The sequence below is a fragment of the Paraburkholderia sp. C35 genome (assembly GCF_003121405.1).
Classification (GTDB): Bacteria; Pseudomonadota; Gammaproteobacteria; order Burkholderiales; family Burkholderiaceae; genus Paraburkholderia.
The window spans coordinates 90,428-113,921 of sequence record NZ_QBUY01000008.1 but is presented as its reverse complement, the minus strand read 5'-3'; the positions used below and the strand labels follow the sequence as shown (position 1 = coordinate 113,921).

Annotated in this window: 20 protein-coding genes; 5 read left to right on the top strand and 15 right to left on the bottom strand. The window is 62.2% G+C overall.

Annotated features, from left to right (window positions below):
• Positions 1-3 precede the first annotated feature (3 nt).
• Entirely contained in the window at positions 4-789 is a 786-nt protein-coding gene (locus DK391_RS07855; protein WP_109477427.1) for an aldolase, read from the bottom strand.
• Positions 790-819: 30 nt separating this feature from the next.
• On the bottom strand, positions 820-1,524 hold the full coding sequence (locus DK391_RS07850) for a haloacid dehalogenase type II (protein ID WP_109477426.1): 705 nt from the start codon (positions 1,522-1,524) through the stop codon (positions 820-822).
• A 125-nt stretch (positions 1,525-1,649) separates the two neighbouring features.
• On the opposite strand from DK391_RS07850, the gene DK391_RS07845 reads away from it, so the two are divergent.
• A complete protein-coding gene (locus tag DK391_RS07845) occupies positions 1,650-2,498 on the top strand; it encodes a LysR substrate-binding domain-containing protein (protein ID WP_109477425.1) in 849 nt (282 codons plus the stop codon).
• 3 nt (positions 2,499-2,501) lie between these two features.
• Here DK391_RS07845 and DK391_RS07840 read toward each other — a convergent pair whose 3' ends face one another.
• On the bottom strand, positions 2,502-3,842 hold the full coding sequence (locus tag DK391_RS07840) for an LLM class flavin-dependent oxidoreductase (protein WP_109477424.1): 1,341 nt from the start codon (positions 3,840-3,842) through the stop codon (positions 2,502-2,504).
• A gap of 322 nt (positions 3,843-4,164) precedes the next feature.
• On the opposite strand from DK391_RS07840, the gene DK391_RS07835 reads away from it, so the two are divergent.
• Positions 4,165-5,139 (top strand): LysR family transcriptional regulator, encoded by a 975-nt coding sequence (locus DK391_RS07835; RefSeq protein WP_109477423.1) that lies wholly within the window; start codon positions 4,165-4,167, stop codon positions 5,137-5,139.
• A 16-nt stretch (positions 5,140-5,155) separates the two neighbouring features.
• Here DK391_RS07835 and DK391_RS07830 read toward each other — a convergent pair whose 3' ends face one another.
• From DK391_RS07830 to DK391_RS07805, 6 genes are all read right to left on the bottom strand, one after another.
• Positions 5,156-5,839, bottom strand: a complete 684-nt coding sequence (locus DK391_RS07830) for an SDR family NAD(P)-dependent oxidoreductase (RefSeq protein WP_109477422.1) — start codon at positions 5,837-5,839, stop codon at positions 5,156-5,158.
• A 41-nt stretch (positions 5,840-5,880) separates the two neighbouring features.
• On the bottom strand, positions 5,881-7,218 hold the full coding sequence (locus DK391_RS07825; protein ID WP_109477421.1) for an FAD-binding oxidoreductase: 1,338 nt from the start codon (positions 7,216-7,218) through the stop codon (positions 5,881-5,883).
• Between the two features lie 27 nt (positions 7,219-7,245).
• Positions 7,246-8,052, bottom strand: coding sequence for an amino acid ABC transporter permease (locus tag DK391_RS07820; protein ID WP_109477420.1), 807 nt, complete (start codon positions 8,050-8,052; stop codon positions 7,246-7,248).
• 46 nt (positions 8,053-8,098) lie between these two features.
• Entirely contained in the window at positions 8,099-8,908 is an 810-nt protein-coding gene (locus DK391_RS07815) for a transporter substrate-binding domain-containing protein (protein ID WP_109477419.1), read from the bottom strand.
• A gap of 64 nt (positions 8,909-8,972) precedes the next feature.
• On the bottom strand, positions 8,973-9,698 hold the full coding sequence (locus tag DK391_RS07810; RefSeq protein ID WP_109477418.1) for an amino acid ABC transporter ATP-binding protein: 726 nt from the start codon (positions 9,696-9,698) through the stop codon (positions 8,973-8,975).
• A gap of 33 nt (positions 9,699-9,731) precedes the next feature.
• A complete protein-coding gene (locus tag DK391_RS07805; RefSeq protein WP_109477417.1) occupies positions 9,732-11,072 on the bottom strand; it encodes an FAD-binding oxidoreductase in 1,341 nt (446 codons plus the stop codon).
• Positions 11,073-11,212: 140 nt separating this feature from the next.
• Here DK391_RS07805 and DK391_RS07800 point away from each other — a divergent pair, with 140 nt between their 5' ends.
• A complete protein-coding gene (locus DK391_RS07800) occupies positions 11,213-12,169 on the top strand; it encodes a LysR substrate-binding domain-containing protein (protein ID WP_109477416.1) in 957 nt (318 codons plus the stop codon).
• Positions 12,170-12,203: 34 nt separating this feature from the next.
• On the opposite strand, the gene DK391_RS07795 is transcribed toward DK391_RS07800, so the two are convergent.
• The 6 genes from DK391_RS07795 to ugpC form a co-directional block, all read right to left on the bottom strand.
• Positions 12,204-14,627 (bottom strand): beta-galactosidase, encoded by a 2,424-nt coding sequence (locus DK391_RS07795; protein ID WP_109477415.1) that lies wholly within the window; start codon positions 14,625-14,627, stop codon positions 12,204-12,206.
• Entirely contained in the window at positions 14,624-16,597 is a 1,974-nt protein-coding gene (locus DK391_RS07790; RefSeq protein WP_109477414.1) for a beta-galactosidase, read from the bottom strand. The genes DK391_RS07795 and DK391_RS07790 overlap by 4 nt, the downstream gene beginning before the upstream one ends.
• A gap of 51 nt (positions 16,598-16,648) precedes the next feature.
• Positions 16,649-17,500, bottom strand: a complete 852-nt coding sequence (locus DK391_RS07785) for a carbohydrate ABC transporter permease (protein WP_109477413.1) — start codon at positions 17,498-17,500, stop codon at positions 16,649-16,651.
• A gap of 27 nt (positions 17,501-17,527) precedes the next feature.
• On the bottom strand, positions 17,528-18,430 hold the full coding sequence (locus DK391_RS07780; RefSeq protein WP_109477412.1) for a sugar ABC transporter permease: 903 nt from the start codon (positions 18,428-18,430) through the stop codon (positions 17,528-17,530).
• Positions 18,431-18,553: 123 nt separating this feature from the next.
• On the bottom strand, positions 18,554-19,837 hold the full coding sequence (locus DK391_RS07775; protein WP_109477411.1) for an extracellular solute-binding protein: 1,284 nt from the start codon (positions 19,835-19,837) through the stop codon (positions 18,554-18,556).
• A 130-nt stretch (positions 19,838-19,967) separates the two neighbouring features.
• Positions 19,968-21,119 carry a sn-glycerol-3-phosphate ABC transporter ATP-binding protein UgpC gene (gene ugpC, locus DK391_RS07770; RefSeq protein WP_109477410.1) on the bottom strand — a complete coding sequence of 384 codons (1,152 nt, stop codon included), beginning with the start codon at positions 21,117-21,119 and terminating at the stop codon, positions 19,968-19,970.
• Between the two features lie 217 nt (positions 21,120-21,336).
• On the opposite strand from ugpC, the gene DK391_RS07765 reads away from it, so the two are divergent.
• Both DK391_RS07765 and DK391_RS07760 read left to right on the top strand, forming a co-directional pair.
• Positions 21,337-22,341, top strand: a complete 1,005-nt coding sequence (locus DK391_RS07765) for a LacI family DNA-binding transcriptional regulator (protein ID WP_109477409.1) — start codon at positions 21,337-21,339, stop codon at positions 22,339-22,341.
• A gap of 75 nt (positions 22,342-22,416) precedes the next feature.
• Positions 22,417-23,319: a LysR family transcriptional regulator gene (locus DK391_RS07760; protein ID WP_109477408.1), complete on the top strand. Its 903-nt coding sequence runs from the start codon at positions 22,417-22,419 to the stop codon at positions 23,317-23,319.
• Positions 23,320-23,494: the final 175 nt, after the last annotated feature.

The window sequence follows — 23,494 nt, the reverse complement described above, 5'->3', positions numbered from 1 at the left end:
AAACTACGCCTCGAAGCGGTTGCCCGCATCGCGCAGACGGCGCATGGCGCTATCGAGGTGCGCCCGCGCGCTTTCCTTGTCGCCGAGGCGCATCTGTTCATAGGCGCGTTGCGCGATCTCGTGCGGCACGGGCTTGAGCGGACGGTTGCTCTGCATCGCCTTGAGTTGCACTTCGGCGGCGCGTTCCAGGTAATACAGATCGTCCCATGCCTCGGCGATGCTCGCGCCCGCCACCATCACGCCGTGATTCTTCAGGAACAGAATGTCGGCGTCGCCTATCGCGTGCGCGATGCGGTCGCCTTCGGAATTGTCGAGTGCGAGACCGTTGTAGTGTTCATCGACAGCCGTGCGGCCGTAGAACTTCAAGGCCGTCTGTCCGAGCCACAACAGCGGTGGCCCTTCGATCAGGCACAGCGCGGTGGCGTTCGGCATATGCGTGTGAAAAGCGGCCTTCACGCGCGGCATCGCCCGATGCAGCCGCGCGTGAATATAAAACGCCGTCGCTTCAGGCGCGCCGTCGCCTTCGATCACATGCCCGTCGAAATCGCAGATCAGCAGCCGCGATGCCGTCACTTCCGAAAACGCATAGCCATACGGATTGACGAAGAACAGATCGTCATGGCCCGGCACGACCGCCGAAAACTGATTGCAGACGCCTTCTTCGAAGCCATGCTGTGCAGCAAGCTGAAAGCACGCGGCCAGTTCGACACGCGCGGCATGCACTGCGTCGGAATCGAGCGCTGCGCGCCGCGACGCAGCCGCGGTCTTCACGTCTAGCGTATGAGCCATTGCAGATCCTTTGTGCCTTACATAGTTGTGTCACCAGCCAGTCGACGCGAACAGCGGCGGCACCTGATCGAGTGTTGCGAGCGTAGCGTCGGGTGCATAGTCGGGCAGGCGCTGGCGGCCCGTGCCGCGATCGATCCACACGCAGCGAAAGCCGATATCGCGTGCTGCTGCGTGATCCAGATGCGGGCTTGCGCAGATATGCACCACGTCGTCGCGCGATACGCCTAGCTGTTCGTGAGCATAGTCGAAAAGGCGCCGGTTGGGTTTGTACGCGCCCGCCTGCTGCGCGGTGATCACGCGGTCGATATGGCCGCCGAGTTGCGCGACGTTGCCTGCGATCACGTCGTCGTCGGTATTGGAGACGATGCACAGCCGGTAGCCCGCCGCTTTCAGCGCGCCCAAAGTGCCGACCACTTCGGGGAAGGGCGGCATCGCGGAGATGCGCTCGGTCAGCGTGAGGATGTCGTTGCTGTCGGCTTGCAGCCCGAATTCGGCGAGCGCGATGCGCAGCGCTTCGCCCGCGACCTCCCGAAACGCCCGGTGTGGCGGCGTCTGTTCGAGCGCGTGCTCGTGCCTGTCATAGACCGCGATGAACGCATGCAGGTCCGGCGGCGCGGCGTGCTTGCGGGCGAGGATGGCTGCAACCGCGTCCTTCAGTCCTTCGTCCCATTGGATCAGCGTGCCGTAGCAGTCGAAGGTCAGCCAGGATGGGCGAGGTGTGTTATCGAGTGACATGGAGAATCCTTTCTTGAAGCGTGCGTAACGGATACCGGCGGATACAGGCTAGACCGCGCACAACATATTTGGAAATTAAATTAAAATACGTTCCTCAGTAGAATCGTAAATATGAGGCGTCCGCCATGCTCGATCTCGAACTTCTGAAGACGCTGGTGTGTGTCGTCGATGAAGGCAGCTTCACGCGTGCAGGCGACCGCGTGCACCGTACGCAATCGACTGTCAGCCAGCAGGTGCGCCGGCTCGAAGAACTGGTCGGACGCACGCTGCTGATGCGCGACCGTACGGGCAATCAGGTGACGGCGACCGAACACGGCGAGCTATTGACGCAATACGCACGGCGCCTGATCTCGCTCTCGCAGGAAGCCCAGAACGCGCTTGCCAGCGACATATGGCGCACGCCGATACGCATCGGCGTGCCGGAAGATTTCGACGCGAAGCGCATGGCGTCGATCCTGTCGGGCTTCGTGAAGGCGCGGCCTGAAGCGCGGCTCGAAACCGTCGCGGGCATGAGCGCGGATCTGCATCGCAAGCTGTCGGGCGGTGAGATCGAGATTGCACTCGTCAAACGCGAGCCGGGCAGTGGGCCTGCGCTGGCGTCGTGGCGGGAAAACCTCGTGTGGGTGCGTGGCCGGCTGGTCGAAGTGCCGCCCGAAGGCGGCGAACCGGTCCCGCTCGCACTGTTCCCGCAAGGCTGCGTGTATCGCAAGCGCGCGATCCGCAGCCTTGATCATGCGCAGCGCGGCTGGCGCGTCGCATTCGGCAGCCACAGCCTGACGGGCATTCAGGCGGCTGTCGCTTCCGGACTCGGCATCACGGTTCTGCCGACCACCGCTGTGCTGCCCGAGCACAGCGTGTGCTTCGATCTGCCGCGTCTGCCGCCCACTGAGCTTGCGCTCGTCAGTGCGGGCGGCACGATGAACGCGATGCAGTCGGCGCTGGTGGAGTTTCTGCGCGAAGCCGTATCCGTTTGAGTATCAAGACTCGGTGCGCCGCGGGAAAAAGCGGTTCTCCGGACGTGGCAAGCCGAGATGATCCCGCAGCGTCGTGCCTTCATACGCGCGCCGGAAAATGCCGCGCCGCTGCAGTTCAGGCACGACCTTGTCGGCGAAATCGTCGAGCCCGCCGGGCAGATACGGGAACATCACATTGAATCCGTCGGAGCCGCGTTCGGTCAGCCATTGCTCCATCTGATCGGCGATGGTCGCGGGCGTGCCGACCATCTCCAGCCCTGAATAACCGCCAATCCGCTGCGCCAGCTGACGGATGGTCAACTGTTCCGAACGCGCCCAGTCGATCACGCGTTGTCGCGATGTCTTGCTCGCGTTGCTTTCGGGAATCTCCGGCAGCAGCATGTCGGGATCGAATTGCGACACGTCGTGGCCGAGCGCGATGGTCAGCGACGCGATGCCGCTCTCGTAATGCACGAACGTATCGAGCAACGCGCGCTTCTCGCGCGCCTCATCCATACTTTCGCCCACCACGACAAACACGCCAGGCAGGATCTTCAGGTGCTCCGGGTCGCGGCCCGCGCGTTCGACGCGGCTTTTCACATCGGCGTAAAACGCCTGGCCGGCGGCAAGCGAAGGCGGCGCGGCGAACACGGCATCGGCGGTTTCGGCGGCGATCTGGCGTCCGGCTTCCGACGAACCCGCCTGCACGACGACGGGCCAACCCTGCACCGGCCGCGCGATGTTCAGCGGCCCGCGCACCGACAGATGCTCGCCCTTGTGGCCGAGCACGTGCATGCGTTCAATATCGACATACAGGCCGCTTTCGACATCGCGCACGAATGCATCGTCGGCCCAGCTATCCCACAGGCCCGTGACGACGTCGTAGAACTCGCGCGCACGGTGATAGCGCTCGCCGTGTTCGACATGCGCGTCGAGGCCGAAATTGAGCGCGGCATCGGGGTTGGACGTGGTGACGAGATTCCAGCCCGCGCGCCCGCCGCTCAGATGATCGAGCGAGGCGAAGCGGCGCGCGACGTGATAAGGCTCGTCGAAGGTCGTCGACGAGGTGGCGATCAGCCCGATGCGCTCCGTCACGGACGACAGCGCGGACAGCAGCGTCAACGGCTCGAACGACGTCACCGTGTGGCTGCGCTTGAGCGCTTCGGGCGGCATGTTGAGCACGGCGAGATGATCGGCCATGAAGAAGGCGTCGAAGCACGCCCGTTCGAGCGTCTGCACGAAGCGCTTCAGATGCGCGATGTTGAAGTTCGCATCGGGCCAGGCGCCGGGATAGCGCCAGGCGCCCGTATGCAGGCTGACGGGGCGCATGAAAGCGCCGAGATGCAACTGACGGGATCGGGTCATGATGAAAGCCCTCGTCCAAGCGTTGATCAATGAAAGCTGTGGAAACCGCGTGCTGCATACGATACGACACGCGCGAAATTCCGGCTGATGCCGTGTAACGGGAAGCAGTTGCCGTGTGTTGTCTCGCGGGATCCGATGCGCACCGTACGTGAGGCCACCGTCAGGTTTGCGACGCAATGCGCTTTCGATAAGCACCTTCCTCGCGCTATTCCGCGCAAGATGCGCGCAACTGTTCGTCAAATCCGGCTAATGAGTGGGTTTGCTTGTTTTTGCCGGTCCGCGCGTTTTATCCTGTCTTGTTTGAAGGACGAAAGGGGATAGCGTGGACCGCATTCAGGCAATGGAAGTGTTCACTCGTGTGGTCGATGCGAACAGCTTCACGCGCGCCGCCGAGCAGCTCGGCATGCCGCGCGCGACGGTGACGACCACCATCCAGAATCTGGAGGCCGTGCTGGGCGTGCGTCTGATGAACCGCACCACGCGGCGCCTGTCGCTTACGCCGGAAGGCGCGGCGTATTACGAGCACAGCATTCGCATCATCACCGACATCGCGGAAACGGACGCGAGTTTTCAGGCAGGCAATCGCAAGCCGAGCGGAGCATTGCGCGTGCATATGCCGAATTCGCTGGGGCGTCATCTGGTGATACCCGCGTTGCGCGACTTTCATGAGCGCTACCCGGACATCGCGCTCGATCTCGGCCTGTCGGACCGGCCTGTCGATCCCGTCGAGGAAGGCATCGACTGCATGGTGCGGGCAGGCCCGCTCGAAGATTCGTCGATGGTCGCGCGGCGTGTCGGCACGCTCAAGCGTGTGACGTGCGCGTCGCCCGATTATCTGCAGCGCTTCGGCGCGCCGGAGAGCATCGACGATCTCGGCAGGCATCAGGCCGTGAACTTCCGCGTCGTGCACAATTCGCGGCCGATGCCGTGGATCGTGATCGTCGATGGCAAGCCGACGGAAGTGCGCATGAACGGCGTCGTCACGGTGAACGATTCCGAGGCGTACGTGCGCTGTGGTCTGGAAGGCTTCGGCCTGATCCAGCCGATGCTGTTCATGGTCGCGCAATCGCTGCGCGATGGGACGCTCGTCGAAGTGCTGCCGGAATTCAAGCCGAAGCCCAAGCCGGTGTCGATCGTGTATCCGAACAACCGGCATCTGTCCGCGAAGGTGCGTGTGTTTGCGGACTGGATTGCCGAACTGTTTGAATCGACACCCGCGCTCGCGGACGGCGACACACGCCGCCATGTCGCGCCCAAACGCGAAGCGCAGGCGGACCACGGGCCGATTGCGGCGTAGCGTCGATGTGCGTTGGTCAGAGCATGTCTTCGTGGCGGCAATTGATCAGCAATTCCGCCATGCTCGCCGTGTTCGGCAATTCAAGCGTGTTGACGACGATCGCGGCGATATCGCCCGGTTGCGTCATCGCGTCGGGCGGCAGGTCGGCGATAGCGGCGGCCATGTCGGTATTGACGAAGCCAGGGCAGACGGCGGTGGCGCGCACGCCGTCGTCCCAACCCGCGCGGCGTACGGCATGCGTCAGCGCGATCACGGCGTGTTTCGACATCTGATAGCCGACGTTCAGGTTTTTCACGCGCTTGCCCGATAACGATGCAAGTTGCACGAAGCGACCGTTGCCCGCGCGCCGCAGATGCGGCAGCGCGGCCTGCGCGAGCCGAAAGGGCGCCTTCACGTTGATGTCGAGCGTTTCGTCGAGCAGATCGGCCGAGCCTTCTTCGAAGCCGATCATCTTGCAGATACCGGCGTTGCTCACCAGCACATCGAGGCGGCCGAAATGCCCGATGGTCGCATCGACCCAATGGCGGGCTGCATGCTCGTCACGCGCTTCGTACGTACACAGCAATGCGTCGAGATCGTTATCGAACGATGACGGATCGCGCATGCCAAGCGACAGCCGATACCCACGCCGATGCAATTCAAGCGCGATCTCACGGCCTATGCCGCGATTCGCGCCCGACACCATTGCGACCTTGTTCATGTTGCCTTATCCGCTGTTGATGACATGACGTCATGGGTTCTTCAGAAGCCCGCGTCGATGGTAATTTTCGAGCCGTCGCTGAAGCGTTCCAGACGGAACGCGTGCGGATCGACAAGCGGCGCATCGTTGTTGACGAGGTCGGCCATCAGCTTGCCCGCTGCCGGGCCGATGCCGAAGCCATGCCCCGAGAAGCCCGTGCCGATGAAAAGCCCAGGCACGCTTGCCGCTTTCGAAATGACGGGAATCGCATCCGGCGTCACGTCGATATAACCCGCCCAGCGCTGTGCGATCTTCGCGTTGGCAAGCTGCGGAAAGGCCTTCACGAATTCGCGCAAGCCGTTGTCGACGTATGGCACAACGGGATCGGGGTCGAGCGTGCGGACGGCTTCGAACACCGTGGGACGATCAAGCGCCCAGCGGCGTGGCCGCTTCATCTCGTCGAGAAAGCGCTTGCCGACGCGTATCTGCAGCGCGCCCATCTGGCTTTTCAGCGCCTCGATGTACTTGAAGAAAAGGCGGAACGCATCGGGCGTGAGATCGGCGTGCGTGCGCAGTCCGTAAGCGACCGTGTAGCCCCCGTCGGCGCGCTTGCGGAAAGCAAACTCCTCGTTGTTCGCGCTGCAGGTCGGGCCGCCTTCCAGCGGCTCCGTGCGCAGCACGGAAGCACGCGTGAGCAGTTGTGGCAACTCGATGCCGAGGTTGCCGCAGAAATAGCGCGTCCATGCGCCGCCCGCGACTACTGCAGCGTCGCAGCGGATCGTGCCATGCTCGGTGACGACGGCGCTCACGCGCCCGCCACTGGTTTCGATGCCGCGTACCGCGCAAGGCGTGAGGATCTTCACGCCGCGCTTGCGCAGCGCATTGGCAATCGCTGGCGCGGCCTTTTGCGGTTCGGCGCGTGCATCGCCGGGTGTGTAGATGCCGCCTTTGAAACTGCGCGTCGAGCCGGGCAGCAGTTGCGCAATGCCGCGCGTATCGATTTCGCGTGTGTCGAAGGCATCGCCTGCAATCTGCCGGGCGCGTGAGAGCCAGTCGCGATGACGCGCAAGCGTGGCATCGTCGTTCGATACGTAGAGGATGCCGCACTCGTTGAAGCCGGTCTCGATGCCAAGCGTGCGGTCGAGCGTGCGCCACAGCTTCAGGCTTTCGATGCTCAACAGCAGCTCGCGAGGATCGCGGCGCGTCACACGCACCCAGCCCCAGTTGCGGCTCGACTGCTCACCGGCGATGTGTCCTTTCTCGCACAGCGCGACCTGCAAGCCTTTTTCGCTCAGATACAACGCAGTGGAAACGCCGATGATCCCGCCGCCGATCACGACCACATCGACGCGCTCGGGCAACTGGATATCGTCGGCAACTGTATCGACTTTTGGTCCCATGTACGTTTTATGCCATGTTGAATGGGTTCAATGACGGGGTTCGGCGATGCTGGCCGAAGCCGCCTGCGCCTGCAGTGCTTCTTCGCGGCGCGCAGCGCGCAGGCTGCGCACGGTCTTCTTGCCGCCGCGCTGACCGGGATTCGAAAAGCGGTTGGTCCAGCGGTCGATATGATTGATTGCGTGCGTGAGCGGCACGGTGATCAGCAGATACACGACACCCGCCGCAACGAGCGGCGACAGGTTCGCCGTGTTCACGGCCGTGTTCTGCCCGATGGTAAACAGATCGCGGTGCGACGTGAGCAGGCCGAGAAAATACACCAGGCTCGAATCCTTGACGATGGAGATGAACTGGTTGGCGAGCGCAGGCAGGATGCGGCGCACGCCTTGCGGCACGATCACATGGCGCATGCCGCTCCAGTAGGTCATGCCGAGCGCCTGGCATGCGTACATCTGGCCGCGCCCTACGCTTTGAATGCCCGAACGGAAAATCTCCGCGATATAGGCCGACGAAATCAGCGCAAGTGCGACGATAGCAAGCGGATACGGATTCGGCCCGAAGATCGACAGACCAATGGGCGCGAGACCCTGGCCGACCACAAGAATCACGAGTGCGGCGGGCAGGCCGCGAAACACGTCGATGAACATCTGCGCGGGCCAGGTGAGCCAGCGCGTGTTCGACACCGCCATCAGCGCGAGCACCATGCCCGCGACGATGCCAAGCACCGTCGAGAACAGCGAGAGGACAAGCGTGTTGACGAGGCCCGTGCCCAGCAGCGACGGCAACGATTCGACCAGAAGCGGCCAGTCAAGGAAGTTCTGCAAAAAGGCGTCCATGTGCGCTCTCCAGGAAGCGTGGTCGATCGGTGCGAACCCGTTGGGCTTACTTCATTGCGTACGGCGGCAGGCTGGTCGGTTGCGGATAGCCCGGATGGAACTGCAGATAGAGCTTCATCCACGTGCCGTCCGCGACCAGTTCGCCGAGCGTCTTGTTGAGCGCGGCTTCGAGCTTCGCGTTGCCCTTGTGCACAGGAAAGCCGGCGGGCAGATTGACAGCCGAGATGTCGAGCTTGTCGGCAATGTTCATCTGCGGGTATTTGCCTTGCAGACCTTCCACCAGGGTCTTGTCGACGAAATATCCGTCGATGTACTTGTTGCGCAGCGCGAGGAAGCCGGCGTTCAGATTCGGAAAGCGCACGATCTGCGCATCAGGCAGATAGCTGGCCGAATACGTATCTTCGATGGTGCCTTGCACGACGCCGATACGCTTGCCCTTCACGGAGCCAACATCGCTCGAAATCGTGCTGCCCGGCAGCGTCGCGACACTCAACAAGCCAGTCAGATAGCCTTCGGAGAAGTCGACCATCTTGAGCCGTTCTTTCGTGATCGAAATGGAACCGGCGGCGAGATCGATCTGCTGGTTCGCGACACTCGGCAACAGGCCAGCGAAGTCTTGCGCGCGGAAGTCGGCGGACAAGCCGAGCTTCGTGGCAATCGCGCGGATCAGTTCGACATCGAAGCCCGTCATCTTGCCGTTGTCGATATACGAGTAAGGCTTGTTGTTGGCAGCGACGCCTGCGACGATCTTGCCAGGCGTGAGCGTGCCGACATCTTCTGCATGAGCGGCGGAAACGGCGGCGACGCACAGCGAAGCAGCCAGCGCGAAACTGCGTGCAAACTGAAGAAAACGCATCGTGAAGCTCCTGTCGAAAGGAACGGCGGTGAACGGAATCGGTAAAGCGGTGCGAAGGCGCCGCTCAATGCAGAATGCGTGACAGAAATTCGCGCGCCCGCTCGGAACGGGGCGTTGCAAAGAACTGTTCCTTCCTGTCGTCCTCGACGATGGCGCCGCGATCCATGAACAGGATGCGATCGGCGACGCGCTTTGCGAAGCCCATTTCATGCGTCACGCAGAGCATCGTCATGCCTTCCTGCGCGAGCGAGGTCATCACGTCGAGCACTTCGTTGACCATCTCGGGATCGAGCGCGGACGTGGGCTCGTCGAACAGCATCGCAACCGGGTCCATCGACAGCGCACGGGCAATCGCCACGCGCTGCTGCTGACCACCCGACAATTGCGTCGGATATTTGTCTTCGTGATCGCGCAGGCCGACGCGACGCAACAGCGTGCGGGCTTTCTCTGCGGCTTCGTCGCGGCTGCGTCCAAGCACGTTCATCTGCGCGAGCATCAGATTGCGCCGCACGCTCAGATGCGGAAACAGTTCGAAATGCTGAAACACCATGCCGACCTTCGCGCGCAGCCGCGCGAGATTGGCGCTTTTGGCCGTCACATCGACGCCATCCACCACGATGCGGCCATCCTGCACGGCTTCGAGACCATTGACGGATTTGATCAGCGTCGATTTGCCCGAGCCGGATGGTCCGCAGATCACGACGACCTCGCCGCGTTCGATCGTCGCGGAGCAGCTGTCCAGCACGCGTTGCTCGCCGTACCACTTGGAAACGTTGTGCAGCTGGATCATCGGTGCTCCTGGTGTCGGTTGACGCGATAAGGATCAGGACAGCGCGGCGCGCACGCGTCCGCGCCACAGATCGTCGAGCTGATACAGCGCCGAGCCGAGCGGCACGGCAAGCTGGCTTGCGATGCCCGCGCCGCTCAGCGGAAATGCGCCTTCACTGAACGCGCCCGCATCGCGATCGACGCCGAGCATCTTGCGCGCGACGCGATGGCCGAGATAGCTCATCAGCGCGACGCCGTTGCCGTTGCAGCCGAGCGCATAGTGGATACCGTCGTGCGCGCCGATATGCGCGAGCTTGTCGCCTGTCATCGCGACATAGCCTTTCCATGCGTGCGTGATGCGCACGTCGCGCAGCGCGGGCCACAGTTGCAGCATCTTGCCGTACAGCAGACGCGCGGCATCGCGCTCGCTGAGTTCGCGGATGGCAGGCCGCGAGCCGAAAATCATGCGCGTGCCGTCCGGGGACGGACGCGTGTAAAACAGATTGCGCTTCGAATCGCTGATCATCCGGCGACCAGGGTTGAGCGCATGCATCAGCCCTTCGGGCAGCGGTTCAGTTGCGATCTGATAGCTCGCAACAGGGAGCACGCGGCGCGCAAAGAAGGGCATCAAGGGGCCGGTGTAGCCATTGGTTGCGACCAGCACATGCTGTGCGTCGAGCGCGCCGCGTGCCGTGTGGACGCGAAAGCGCGTGCTATCGGCTGCGTTGCCCGCGATCCGTTCGACATGTTCCGCCGCCGCATGCGAGTGCAGTGTCGCGCCGCGCCGCGTCGCCAGTTCGCGCAATGCGCGGTGATACTTTGCCGTATGCAGTCCGCCGTATTCATCGACGAGAATGCCGCCGTAGTAATAGTCCGAGCCGATCATCGCGCGCTGGGCATCACGCTCGATCACATGCACGGTGACACCCGTCTTGTCGCGCAGCAATTGCCCCTGACGGCGCAGTTGTTCGAAATGCGACGGCGTGTAGGCGCCAAAAAAGCGGCCCGTAATCTGCAGATCGGCATCGAGCGACTCATCGGCAACGATGCGCTTCAGATACTCGAAGCTCGCCATGGATTCATGCATCAGGCGCACGAGACGGTCGGGCGATACGCCTTGAATCGCGTTCGTCAACGCCAGCTTTTGACCGCTCGAAATCATCCCGCCGCTGCGCGTGCTGCCGCCACCGCCGATCTCGCCTGCATCCAGCACCGCCACACGCGCACCGTGAGCCGCCGCTTCGGTTGCTGCCGACAGCCCGCAATACCCACTGCCGATGATCGCTACATCGACACTGTCTGGCAGCGGCGCGCGTGCCGTTTCGGGCGGCGCGGCGTCCCACCAGTAAGGGGCGCTGCGAAAATCTTCATGGAAGAGCAGGGAATCGGGACGCATGAGCCTGAGTGGTTTTGCCTGTTGAGGACCAGTCTAGGTTCGTGCGGCTTATCCGGTCAAATAGCGACAAAAACGGCTTCTATTCATTTCTGATATGGCAAGCTGGCGTCTGCGGACGCGGAAAACGCATGGGAGAGGCGATGAATCAGAGGCAAATCGAGGCATTCCGGCTGGTGATGCTGCGCGGTTCGATGACGGCCGCGGCCGAAGAACTCGGCACGTCGCAGCCGAGCATCAGCCGCTTGATCGCGGAACTGGAAGCGGCCACAGGACTCACGCTGTTCGTGCGCAACGGTGGCCGCATACGCGCGACGGATGCGGGCAGCGCGTTCTATCGCGAGGTTGAGCGCAGCTTCGTCGGGCTGGAAAAGCTGGAGATTTCAGCGCGTGAGATCCGGCAACTGGGCAGCGGACGGCTGCGCATCGTCGCGGCGCCGGTGATGGCGCTGTCGTTCCTGCCTGCCGTGATTGAACGCTTTCTGAAGGCTTATCCGCGCGTGATCGTATCGCTGGAGATGAGAAGCGAGGGAACGATCCAGCGTTGGGTATCGTCGGCGTATTGCGACGTGGGCTTCGCAACAGCATCGCCCGATGCGTTCGGCGTAACGAGCGCGGACCTGTACCGCTTGCCCGCGTTGTGTGCGCTACCGGCGAAGCATCCGTTGACGGCACACGAACGCATCGAGGCCGGCGATCTGCGCGGAGAGAGGCTGATTCTGCCTTCCTATGCCGACGATACCCGCAGTCCGCTCGACCGCGTGTTGCGGCCTGCCGGTGCGAGCCAGTTGCCGGCTATCGAAACACCGTATGGTGCGACCATTTGCGCGCTGGTGTCGCGTGGGCTGGGTATCGGCATCGTCAATCCACTTGCCGCCATCGACACGAATCCGAAGCGCATCGTGTTTCGTCCATTCGTGCCGCAAATCATGTTTCGTGGCTTTACGTTATGCCCGCAGTTGCAGCAGCCGAATCCGGTGGTGCAGACGTTTCTGGATATCGTACGGACGATGATGGCAGAGCAGATCGACGCGTGTGTCGGTGTGGAAAAAACTGGCGTTCGCGAGGCCGCGCGGCGCGAGAAAAAGCGCGTGGCGTGACGTTCACGAACGCCATCAAGACGGTCGCCGACCGTCACCTTCTCGAAACGATCACTTCGTACTCGGGACGCCACTTCGCGTCGTGCAACGCGGCGATCTGACCTTCGATCGTAGGCCTTGGGTCGTAACGCGCGTCGAGATAGATCGGGGCATCGGCGCGCAGCGGAAGGATGGTCAGGATCAACGGTTGTTGTGGATCGACGGCTACGTTACGCACGCCGATCTGCCACGGCAAGCCGTTATAGAAGTGATCGTCGATCAGGTTTGCGCCGGAGAACAGTCGACCGATATCGCCTGCGTAGCGGACCGACAGATATGCATTCGAAAGTCCCGGCGTGTTCAGTGCTGCTTCTGGCAACTCGACGCGCCATGCCGCTGCCTTGCCGAAGGTTTCCGGCGTGGGTTCGACGGCGGCGTTTGCCGTGCCGCCTGTCGTAATTGGCGGTACGGTGCGTGCTTCGCGTAGCGGCGTGACGTGGACGTTCAACGCGACGGGTGCAACCTTCAGTTCGTAGCACTGAAGCACGCCACGGCGGGGTAGTTCTGTCAGGGCAGAGGTCGCGCGCGGTGCGTGCTGCAAAGGCGGATAAACAGCGAGTTCGAACGATGCACGATCTGTCGAGCGCAGCACGAGATCACCATCGCGTTCGAAGATCAGCGCGTCGGTGAGAATCAAGCGGCGCTGTCCATCGAATGGCAGCACGCTGAGTCGCCTGGCATCTTCGTGTGCAAGCGTGATGATCGTGATGCGTGTTTCGTCGTGACATGTCGCAACGAACACATCGCCGGGTGCCGGGCGTACGATCAGCGTTTCGCTTTCTTCCAGCGCTGTGAGCAGGGTATTCGAATCGACGGACGCAACATGCTTCACAGAAGCGGCTTCGAAAGCGAACTCAGGTGCAATGCCGTCCGTTGCAGTAAATACGAACACGGCGCCCTCGGGCGTTTTCAGTTGCGTGACGGGCTGAGCACTCGCGTAACGTAGTAGCGCGCTGCCCAACGGCAAACCCACGGGCCACACGAATGAGACGCCCGGTGCGATATCGACAGGCGTTGAAGGCAACGTGACCGTACACGTAGCGATTTTCACGGCGAATTGCACGCCTTGCCGCGCAGGCAATCGATGCTGCCGCACGTGATTGTTGAAGAACACGAAGCCACGGTCGCCGTCGGCACGTACGGAATAGCGCGGTGTTTGCAAATCATCCGGGCCGACGGGCAACACTTCAGGCGCATAGACATCGCAAGTCGCAAGCGAACTGCCCCATTGCTGGAGAAACAGATGCAACGGCCGCAGTTTGCCAAGCACGGCATGCGCTTCGCCATTTGCACCGAACGGCGCCTGAAAATCGTAGTTGAAGATGGGCAGGTCGTTAAAGCCGCCCGTCGCCGTCGATTCCTGTCCGTCGAGATCGCCCGGTGGATTGCGGCCGCCGTACAGCATGTAGTAGCCGTACAGGTTCACCCCGGAGCCGAGTTGCACGGGCAGCATCGCGGCAATATCGTCGGGATCGAGCACGGGGCGTCGCCTGTACATGGTCGGCACGCCGCCACCGAATTCCGCCCCCAGAAAGGGCGTTTCATGCGCGACGGCATCGGCATCGCCGGGTTCGCTGTTGTGTGTCTGAGCGCCGAGATCGCCGCCCACGCGGCTCGTGAACCGGAAGCCGTAGACCTCATTCGGTGTGGACATGGCCGTCGATGTCCCCCACGGCAAATCCGCGTACCCGCCAAATACAGGCGTGACTTCGCGGCGCGGAAATACGGCATTGTCCCAGCCTGTCACCGTGTACAACGGCACATCGAGTCCGGCTTCGCATGCGAGGCGCTTGAGTGTCGCGATATGTGCCGGCCCTTGCTGCAAACCCGTCAGGTTGTACTCATTCTCGATCTGAATGCCGATGACGGGGCCGCCATCTTTCCACAACAGCCCCTTAAGTTGCGCGGCAATCTGCCCGAAAAATCGCTGCACGTACTGCAGATAAAGCGGATCGTCGCTGCGCGGCGGCACCTGATCGACGACCCACGCTGGGATGCCGCCATAGCGCACTTCCGCATGCACCCACGGCCCAATCCGCACGAATGCGAGCAAGCCGCGTCGCGCACAGTTCTCGATGAAGCCGCGCAGATCGAGTCGCGCGCGCCAGTCGAAATGCCCTGGATGCCGCTCGTGATAACGCCAGATTACATACGACGACACAATATCGACGCCCGCGGCCTTCACCTTCGCGAGCGCATCATTCCATTGCGTCTCCGGCACGCGTGCGTAATGCAGTTCGCCCATGACGGGCAGCCACGGCTTGCCGTCGCGCGTCAGATAGCGGCTGTTGATGCCGATCGTGCTGCCATCAGGCGCCGTGTTGCTGCCCATGCGCAGCGTATCGGTAAGCGGCGTAGCGGCAGGGCAGCTTGCATCGACAGCCAGTGTCGTTTGCAATGGCGGCAAGCGGTCCGTCATGCGTCGATCCATGCGCAGACATCGGCGGTGCCGAGCGTGCGTTCGCCGAGCACGAACTGTGCGTTTGCAGGCGCGGGCGCATCGGCTTTGGTTGCGCCGAAGTTGAACGCAAACGTGATGTCACCTCGACGACGCACGCGCAAGCCTTGCGGCAGATGCGTCACATCGAGCCCTGCATCACGCGCCGCGCCCTCTAGCAACGCGCGATGCAACGCCGCATCGAACCATGCGCTCGCATAGCGCACGTTCCCGCGCGCGACGATAGCGGGCCAGTTATCGTCGAAGCGAGCAAGCACGTCGAGACCGTCGCGCGTTTCCAGATGCTCGCGCCAGTGCAACGCGATACCTGTGACGCCATCGAGTGTCGTGGACGGCTGCAATGTAGGCCGCAGCGAATCGACTTCGAGCACCTTGAACGGCAGCACCGATTGCAGCGCGCCAGGCGGCAATTGCGTGGGAATCGCAAAGTCCATTGTCTTCGAACCGGTACGCGGCCCGATCACCCATTGTGCGGACGACTGTTCGATCGTCTTCGCAAAACCGGCAGGCAACACGGCGAGACCCGGCACTACCACGAGCTTGTATCCGGAAAGATCCGCATGCGCCGAGACGATATCGACATCGAGCGCCATCTCGCGCAGCGTGCGGTAATACTCGAATGCAAGCGTCTGATAATCGCAGCCCTTTGCATGCCGCTGGATTTCGAACATCCATTGCGTCTCGTAGTCGAACACGAGCGCCACTTGAGCACGCGGTGCGGGGCCGCTTTGCGCGAGCTTCGTCAGCGCAGCTGATTGCGCGATCTCCTGCGCAGCGCGTGCCACTTCGCGACCGCCTGGCGACAACGTGTTATCGGGCAGATTCAGACCCGAATGCATCTGCTCCTGCGCGAACGGCGCCTGACGCCAGCGGAAGTACGAAACAAGTTCCGCTCCATGCGCAAAGGCCTCATAGGCCCACAGCCGCACCATGCCGGGCGCAGGCACGGGGTTCCACGGCGCCCAGTTCACAGGGCCCGCTTCCTGTTCCATCACCCAGAAGCGTCCCTGGCCGATCGCACGATAACGGTCGTGATCGAATGCGGATACATCGGGGTGACCTGTGCGCGCATAACGCGCCTTGTCCTCTTCGCTCAGCGCGATCACTTCCGTACGCGCAATCGGATAGCTGTCCCACGTCGCGACGTCGATGCTGTTGTTCGCAGCGAAGCGATAGTGATCGAAGGTCGTGAAAAATCCCATGAAGTTGTGCAGCATGTCCGCATTCGGCGCGTAGCGGCGCAGTACATCGACCTGCTCGCGATGAAAGCTCGCCACTTCATCGGACATGAAACGGCGGAAGTCGAGCAGGTGAATCGGGTTCGCGTCGGTGGGCGTGAGGTTGGGCAATTCGATTGCTTCGAACGACAGATACTCCATGCTCCAGAACACCGTGCCCCAGCGCTGGTTCAGGTTATCGACCGTTTCATAGCGTCGCGCGAGCCATGCCTGAAAGCGTGCGCGCGCCGCCTTCGAATAGCTCGGCACCGTTTCATGACAACCGAGTTCGTTATCCGTCTGCCACGCGACCACGGATGGATGCGAACCGTAACGCTGCGCCATCGCGTCGACGATACGCAGACATTCCCGACGATACGGCTCGCTGCAAATATCGTAGTGACGTCGTGAGCCTGAATTCCACGTCGTGCCATCGGCGCGCACGGGCAGCATGTCGGGCATCGAATCGACCAGCCACTTCGGCGGCGACGCCGTGGGGGTGCCGAGCACAATTTTCAGACCCGCGTCGGCGAGTGTCTTCACGGCGCGGTCCAGCCACGTCCATTCGTAGACGCCGGCGCGCGGCTCCATGCGGCTCCACGCAAATTCGGCGATCCGCACATGTGTGATGCCGAGTTCGACCATCCGGCGCGCGTCGTCGGCCCACATCGTGTCGGGCCATTGTTCGGGGTAGTAGCACACACCCAGTTGCATTGTCGGGTTCTCCAGGTATCGGTAGTGGTGGTCGGCGCTTGTGCGTCGGCGTCAGCCCTTGCTTGCGCCGAACGTCAGCCCAGCCACGAAGTGTTTTTGCATTACGAAGAACATCAGCACGGACGGCAGTGCGGCCAGCACCGAACCTGCCGCGACGAGATTCCACGCGGTGGTCCATTGACCCTTGAGCGCGGCCACGCCAACCGTGATGGGCGCGGCGTCGTCACCTTGCGTGAGACACAGCGCCCAGAAGTAGTCGTTCCACACGAACGTGAAGACGAGAATGCCGAGCGCGGCGAGGGCAGGGCGAATCAGCGGCAACACGATGCGCGCGTAAATGGTCCATTCGCTCGCGCCTTCGACACGCGCCGCTTCGATCAGCTCGAACGGCAACTGCTTGATGAAGTTGCGCAGAAAGAGCGTGCAGAAACCCGTCTGAAACGCGATGTGAAAGATGATCAGCGCCCACACGGTATTGAAGAGTCCGACCTTCAAGGCCATGTCGCGTACGGGAATCATCAGGTTCTGCACGGGCACGAAGTTGCCTGCCACGAACGTGAACAGCACGATGATGTTGCCGCGAAAGCGATACGTTGCCAGCGCAAAGCCCGCCATCGAAGCCAGCAGAATCGCGCCGAGCACGGAAGGCACCGTGATCAGCACACTGTTGGCGAAGTAATGCAGCATCGGCGTCTGCGTAAGCGCGGTGCCGTAGTTGTCGAGCAGCGCGAAGTGCTTCGGCCAGGTCCAGTAGTCGCCTTGCGAAAGCTCATCGGTCGAGCGGATCGACGTGACGAGCACGGCGAGCATCGGCAGCAGCCAGATCAATAGCGCGATGGGCAGCGATGCCTTGTAGATCGCGCGGTTCCAGGGTTTCCAGCGTTCGACGGGAAGTGGATACATGTCAGTTCTCCTTGCGCGAGACGTGAATCAGCGTTCTTCGCGCAGCATCCGGCGCAGATGGAACACGATGTAGACGAGCATGATCGCGAACAGCACCACGGCAATCGCGGCGGAATAGCCTTCGCGGTAGTACTTGATCGCCTGGTCGTACATGTAATAGGCGAGCACGGTGGAGCTATCGAATGGGCCTCCGCCGCTCATCACGGCGATCAGGTCGAAGCTGCGCAACGCGCCGATCACAGTCAACACGACGGCCATGAAGGTGGCGGGGCGCAGTTGCGGCAGGATCACGTGCCACAGCAGGCGCCAGCCTTTCGCGCCTTCCATGCGCGCGGCTTCCACCACCTCCGGGTTGATCGACGTAAGGCCCGTCAGATAGAGCACCATGCAATACGGCGTTTGCGGCCAGAGCGCGGCGAACACGATGCCGAAGGTGACGGTATGCGCATCGCCGAGCACAGGAATGCCGTGACCGACGATCACCTTGAGCAAACCGAAAGTCGGATCGTAGAACCAGCTGAACACCAGACCGACGACAACGCCCGACAACACGAACGGCGCGAAGAACAGCGACTTCACCACGCGCATGCCTTTGACCTGCTGGTTCAGATACAGCGCGAACATCAAGCCCAACGGCGGCGCGAGCAGGAAGAACACCAGCCAGATCAGGTTGTTCTTCAGCGCGACATAGAAGGTGTCGGCCTGAAAAAGCTCGACGTAGTTCGCGAGACCGATGAAGGTCTTCGCCGTCATGCCATCCCAGTTGTAGAAGCTGAGCACGATGCTGCTGAAGATCGGATAGATCACGCACAGCGCGAACAGCGTGCAGCCCGGCAGCAGAAAGAAAAACGCTGCACGGTTGCGCGCGCGCCCGGAAGCGGACGTGCGGCGGCTGCGCGCCGAAGGCAGGCGAGCGATGGACGTGGACATGATGAAACCTCGTTCGATGCCGCCCGTGTGCAAATGCGGGCGGCAGATGAGTCGTGGGCGCCACGCAGTACGTGCGCTACGCCCGGCAGGCGGCTGCTTGTTGAGGCAGCCGCCTTCAGTGCATCACTTGTGATAGATGCGTTTGCGTGTCGCTTCGAGACGCGCAAGCAGCGAGTCGATCTGCGACGGATCGTTGTAGAACTGCTGCATTGCCTTCATGCCTTCGTCGGCCATTTCCTTCGTCATGTCGCGATCGTAGAACTGCGCGATGCCGCCCGTCGTGCTGGCGAGCGTCTGGAAGCCGACCTTCGAAATGGGATCGTCCGGCTCGGTCGCCTTGCTGTTCGACGGCAACTGGCCCCAGCCGCGTGCGAGATCCGCGTTGATTTCAGGTGTTTCCATGAAGGCGAGCAGGCGACGTGCGTCAACCTTGTTCTTCGCCTTGGCGGGGATCAGCAGCACGTTGACGGGACCGTCTTCCGCCATCGGCACTTTCGGATCGATCACAGGGAAGCGCATGAAGCCGATCTGATCCTTGACGCTCGACGGAATGCCTGCCGAGTAGAACGTGCCCATCAGCATCATCGCGGCCTTGCCGTTCGAGAGGAACGGTCCGATCGAATCGAGATCGTAGGACAGCGCGTTGTCGATGTAGTAGTGATCGTCCATCAAGGTCTTCCACGTCGTGTAGACCTTCTTCACGCGCGGATCGGTGTACGGAATCTCGCCTGCCATCAGCTTCTGGTGGAATGCGTTGCCGTTGATGCGCAGGTCGAGATAATCGAACCAGGCGGCCAGCGTCCAGCTATCGCGCGCGGCCACGGCGATGGGCGCAACACCGCTTGCCTTCAGCTTCTTGCACGCATCGAGAAATTCTTCCCACGTTTTCGGCTCGCTCTTGATGCCGGCCTTTTCGAACAGATCCTTGCGATAGAAAAAGCCATACGCGTCGTAGCCGAGCGGCGCCGCATACTGCTTGCCGTTATACGTCGAGGCTTCTTTCACCGACGCATACTGCTGGCTCCAGCCGTTCTTCGACCAGTCGCCCGACAGGTCTTCGAGCAGACCGCGCTTCGCGTAGTACGCCATACGCTCGCCGTCGTGCCACGACACGACATCGGGCGGATCGGTGGCGAGCCAGCCGCCCATCTGCACCTTGTACGCTTCTTCGGTGATGTAGGTGATCTTCAGGTCGACATCGGGGTTGGCCTTCTTGAACTTGTCGAAGGCATCCTGCCACGTCGCGCGCTGGTTGCCGCGCGCCGATACGTTGATGTTCAACTGACCCGCGTCGGCATTCGTGACGAAGCCGGACAGCAGTGCCGTCGAAACGGCGAGCGCAGCCGTGACGGAGCGCGTGTTGAAAGAAGCGAGCCTGGTGATGCGGCTCAGGTGCAGATTGATCATCGTGCTGTCTCCTTGAACTGCGTTGTTGGCTGGCCGCGTGCTGCGGACAGCAGTCTGTGTGCCCACCGCGCCGGCTCTGTGGCCGGCTGTCGACATCGGCGAACCCGGCAGGCGCGGTTCGCGTGGGTTCTTACGCTGTTTGCAGTGTCACCGCCTGCGACTCGATGGCGACCGTGCGCGGCAACGCCATACCTTCGTCATCGAACAGATGGCAGGCATCGGCTGGTACACGCAGCGCGAGCGGCTCGCCATTGCGCAGCGCGACATCGCCCGATGCTTTGGCGATCAACGTGCCGTCCGCACTTTCGACATGCACATAGCTGTGTTCGCCGAGTTGTTCGGTGAGCAGCGTTTTCACGGCGAGCGTTTGCGCATCGCCGTCAAGGCGGATGTGTTCGGGACGTATACCCAGCGTGACGGATTGACCGCGTATCAGGCGTGCACCGTCGACCTGGGCGCGCAGCATCGTCGCGCTTCGTTTGAGACGGACTTGCACGCTGTCGGCGGCAATCGCCTCGGCCTCGGCCTCGATGAAGTTCATGCGTGGCGAGCCGATAAAGCCCGCTACGAATTTAGAGCGCGGCCGGTGATACAGCTCGAGCGGCGCACCCACCTGCGCGATGCTGCCAAAGCGCTGCGTGTCCGCGCCTGCATGCAGCAGCACGATCTTGTCGGCGAGCGTCATCGCTTCGATCTGATCGTGCGTCACATAGACGACGCTGGCTTGCGCGAAACGCTGATGCAACCGCGCGATCTCGATGCGCGTCTGGCCACGCAGCGCGGCATCGAGATTGGACAGCGGCTCGTCGAACAGAAACACGCCAGGCTCGCGCACGATCGCGCGGCCAATCGCAACGCGCTGACGCTGACCGCCCGACAATTCGCGCGGCTTGCGTTCGAGCAGCGTGTCGAGTTGCAGCACGCGCGCCGCTTCGCGCACCTTGCGGTCGATCTCTGCCTTCGGGGTTTTGGCGAGCTTCAGCCCGAACGCCATGTTTTCGAAGACCGACATGTGCGGGAAGAGGGCATAGCTCTGGAACACCATCGCCACGCCGCGCTCGGCGGCAGGCACACCGTTCATCGACTGGCCGCCGATGGTCACGTCGCCGTCCGTCTGGTCTTCGAGACCGGCGACGATGCGCAGCAGCGTGGATTTTCCGCAACCCGACGGGCCGAGAAACACGCAGAACTCATGCGCGCCGATGTCGAGGTTCAGATTCCGGATGACGGGCGCATTGGCACCGAAGGACTTCTGGATATTCGCCAGGGAGATCGCAGACATGGTGTTTTCCCTGGATTTAAACGCTTAAATTCGCGTTGAAAAAAATCGCGCAAAGGCTTGCGCAGCGTGGATTTAAGCGCTTAAATTGAGGTGTGCTCGATACAGCGGTCATGTCTGTCTCCTGTGTCTTTGCGCTCAAAGTTATCAAAGCCTGCGTCGAGTGTGCAACATCTGATTCGCAGTCTCTAAATATGGGATCTTTCTTAATCTTTCCGGTATGGCGACATTAAACGACGTCGCGCGACGCGCGCAGGTCACGGCGGCCACGGTTTCGAACGTGCTGCGCGCGCCCGACAAGGTCCGCCCGGAAACGGCCGAGCGCGTGATGCGCGCGATCCGTGAACTCGGCTACCGGCCGAACCTGAACGCACGCGCGCTGGCGGAAGGGCGCTCGCCGACGCTCGCGCTGATGCTGTCGAGCATCGCGAATCCGTTTTACCCCGAGTTCGTGCTGGCCGCCGAACGGGCAGCGCGGCGCTCCGGTTATTTCCTGATGGTGTGCAACACCGACGACGATGCGGAAATCGGTCGCGCGTATCTGACGCAGATCGCGGGCACGCTGGCCGAGGGCGTGCTCGTGCTCAATACGGACATCGCGATCAACGAGTTGTGCGAATCGGCTGCTGTCGGGGCGCCGATCGTGTTGAGCTTGTGGGAGCATCCGGAGCAGTTGCCGGCGCTGCCGTGCGTGGCCGTGGATTTTGCGCATGCGGGTGCCATCGCTGCGCGGCATCTGCTCGAACTCGGGCATCGCGATATCGGCATGCTGGTCGGCGATGGCTGCGGCGGCTTGCAGGATGCACGTGCAACGGGTTTTCGCGAAGTGATGCGCGAAGCCGGGCTGGAGCCGGACGATGCAGCCGTGCTCCAAATCCCCGACACTATCGATGCGGGCTTTACGGCATGCATGGAGTTGATGGAACGCGAGCCGCATCTGAGTGCGCTGTTCGCGACCAACGACCTGCTTGCCATCGGCGCGTTGCAGGCACTGGCGACGTTGGGGCGCAAGGTGCCCGACGATGTCTCCGTGATCGGCATTACGGACATTCAGCTTGCGCATCAAGTGCGGCCTTCTCTGACGACGGTGGCGATCAACACGGCAGCGATTGCGCAGGCATCGATTGAATTGCTGATCCGCCTGATTCATGAGCCGCGTGGCGATGCGCCGCCGCCCGCCGTGATTGCGCCGTTGCCTACGCTGGTGAGGCGGCAGTCCACGTAAGCGCTGAGCACTTGCCACACGCACAGCATGTCATCATGTCGATGTTCCGCTCACCCACGCATCGACTGATACCTGATGAACCTCAGAGCGCTCCAATGTTTCGTCACGCTCGCTGAAGAGTTGAACTTCAGCCGTGCAGCAGAACGCCTGCACATTGCACAACCCGCGCTCAGCCAGCAGATCCGCGCGCTGGAAGAGCGGCTCGGCACACAGCTGATCGATCGCACGCGCAGGCCGTTACGCCTGACGGAAGCCGGGCAATACCTGAGCACGGAAGCAAAACAGATACTCGGCTCGCTCGAACAGGCGACGCTCGGCGCGCTCGAAATCGGCATGGGCCGGCGCGGCTGGCTGAGCGTCGGCTTCACGCGCTCGGCGATGTACAGCATTTTGCCGCCTGCGCTGAAGGCCTTTCATCGCGAGTTTCCACAGGTCGAACTGAAGCTCTACGAAATGCTCACCGATGAGCAAAGCGATGCGTTGCGCGACATGCGCATTCACGTCGGCATCGGGCGGCAACCGCAGGAGATGGCGGGGTACACGTCGCGTGTGCTGTTGCGCGAGCAGCTGGTGGTCGTGATGGCGCTCGATCATCCCCTTGCGAAGCGCAAGAAAGTACAACTCGCCGAACTGGCCGACACGCCGTTGATCCTGTATCCGAAGCATCAGAATGCGCAGTACAAGCGCTCGGTGTTGTCGCTGTATCGCGATGCAGGCTTGACGCCGTTCATCGCGCATCAGGCTTACGAAATACAGACGGCGATCGCGCTCGTGGCTGCGGGGCTGGGCGTGACGCTGGTCGGAGAATCGGTGGCGCGGCATGGGCGCACCGATGTCGTGTGCCGTCCCCTCACAGGGCCAGGTTCGGCGCACCGCTCGACGCTCGCCGCCACCTGGCGCACGGACGATACCTCGCCGCATCTGCTGGCATTCCTGCGCTGCCTGCCGCCGCCGCTCGCCGACGGCGACACACTATAAGACGATCCTTATACAAGCATAAGCATCTCGTCTTGGACTTCCTGTCCGCGCATTCATACCATCGAACAGGTAGCTGACGCTGCGTTTCCCGTGCCCATTAGCGGCACATCGACGGCAAACGCAGGGTTCAGTCCACTGGTTCGAAGCGACCGCAGTGTCGCGCGCACAGGAAGGA

What these genes read in the sequence shown, in the direction of transcription:
- DK391_RS07840 (WP_109477424.1), bottom strand. Translation starts at nt 3,842, where the DNA reads ATGACCCGATCCCGTCAGTTGCATCTCGGCGCTTTCATGCGCCCCGTC.
- ugpC (WP_109477410.1), bottom strand. Translation starts at nt 21,119, where the DNA reads ATGTCTGCGATCTCCCTGGCGAATATCCAGAAGTCCTTCGGTGCCAAT.
- DK391_RS07845 (WP_109477425.1), top strand. Translation starts at nt 1,650, where the DNA reads ATGCTCGATCTCGAACTTCTGAAGACGCTGGTGTGTGTCGTCGATGAA.
- DK391_RS07855 (WP_109477427.1), bottom strand. Translation starts at nt 789, where the DNA reads ATGGCTCATACGCTAGACGTGAAGACCGCGGCTGCGTCGCGGCGCGCA.
- DK391_RS07780 (WP_109477412.1), bottom strand. Translation starts at nt 18,430, where the DNA reads ATGTCCACGTCCATCGCTCGCCTGCCTTCGGCGCGCAGCCGCCGCACG.
- DK391_RS07785 (WP_109477413.1), bottom strand. Translation starts at nt 17,500, where the DNA reads ATGTATCCACTTCCCGTCGAACGCTGGAAACCCTGGAACCGCGCGATC.
- DK391_RS07760 (WP_109477408.1), top strand. Translation starts at nt 22,417, where the DNA reads ATGAACCTCAGAGCGCTCCAATGTTTCGTCACGCTCGCTGAAGAGTTG.
- DK391_RS07775 (WP_109477411.1), bottom strand. Translation starts at nt 19,837, where the DNA reads ATGATCAATCTGCACCTGAGCCGCATCACCAGGCTCGCTTCTTTCAAC.
- DK391_RS07830 (WP_109477422.1), bottom strand. Translation starts at nt 5,839, where the DNA reads ATGAACAAGGTCGCAATGGTGTCGGGCGCGAATCGCGGCATAGGCCGT.
- DK391_RS07765 (WP_109477409.1), top strand. Translation starts at nt 21,337, where the DNA reads ATGGCGACATTAAACGACGTCGCGCGACGCGCGCAGGTCACGGCGGCC.
- DK391_RS07790 (WP_109477414.1), bottom strand. Translation starts at nt 16,597, where the DNA reads ATGCAACTGGGTGTGTGCTACTACCCCGAACAATGGCCCGACACGATG.
- DK391_RS07810 (WP_109477418.1), bottom strand. Translation starts at nt 9,698, where the DNA reads ATGATCCAGCTGCACAACGTTTCCAAGTGGTACGGCGAGCAACGCGTG.
- DK391_RS07800 (WP_109477416.1), top strand. Translation starts at nt 11,213, where the DNA reads ATGAATCAGAGGCAAATCGAGGCATTCCGGCTGGTGATGCTGCGCGGT.
- DK391_RS07805 (WP_109477417.1), bottom strand. Translation starts at nt 11,072, where the DNA reads ATGCGTCCCGATTCCCTGCTCTTCCATGAAGATTTTCGCAGCGCCCCT.
- DK391_RS07850 (WP_109477426.1), bottom strand. Translation starts at nt 1,524, where the DNA reads ATGTCACTCGATAACACACCTCGCCCATCCTGGCTGACCTTCGACTGC.
- DK391_RS07825 (WP_109477421.1), bottom strand. Translation starts at nt 7,218, where the DNA reads ATGGGACCAAAAGTCGATACAGTTGCCGACGATATCCAGTTGCCCGAG.
- DK391_RS07815 (WP_109477419.1), bottom strand. Translation starts at nt 8,908, where the DNA reads ATGCGTTTTCTTCAGTTTGCACGCAGTTTCGCGCTGGCTGCTTCGCTG.
- DK391_RS07820 (WP_109477420.1), bottom strand. Translation starts at nt 8,052, where the DNA reads ATGGACGCCTTTTTGCAGAACTTCCTTGACTGGCCGCTTCTGGTCGAA.
- DK391_RS07795 (WP_109477415.1), bottom strand. Translation starts at nt 14,627, where the DNA reads ATGACGGACCGCTTGCCGCCATTGCAAACGACACTGGCTGTCGATGCA.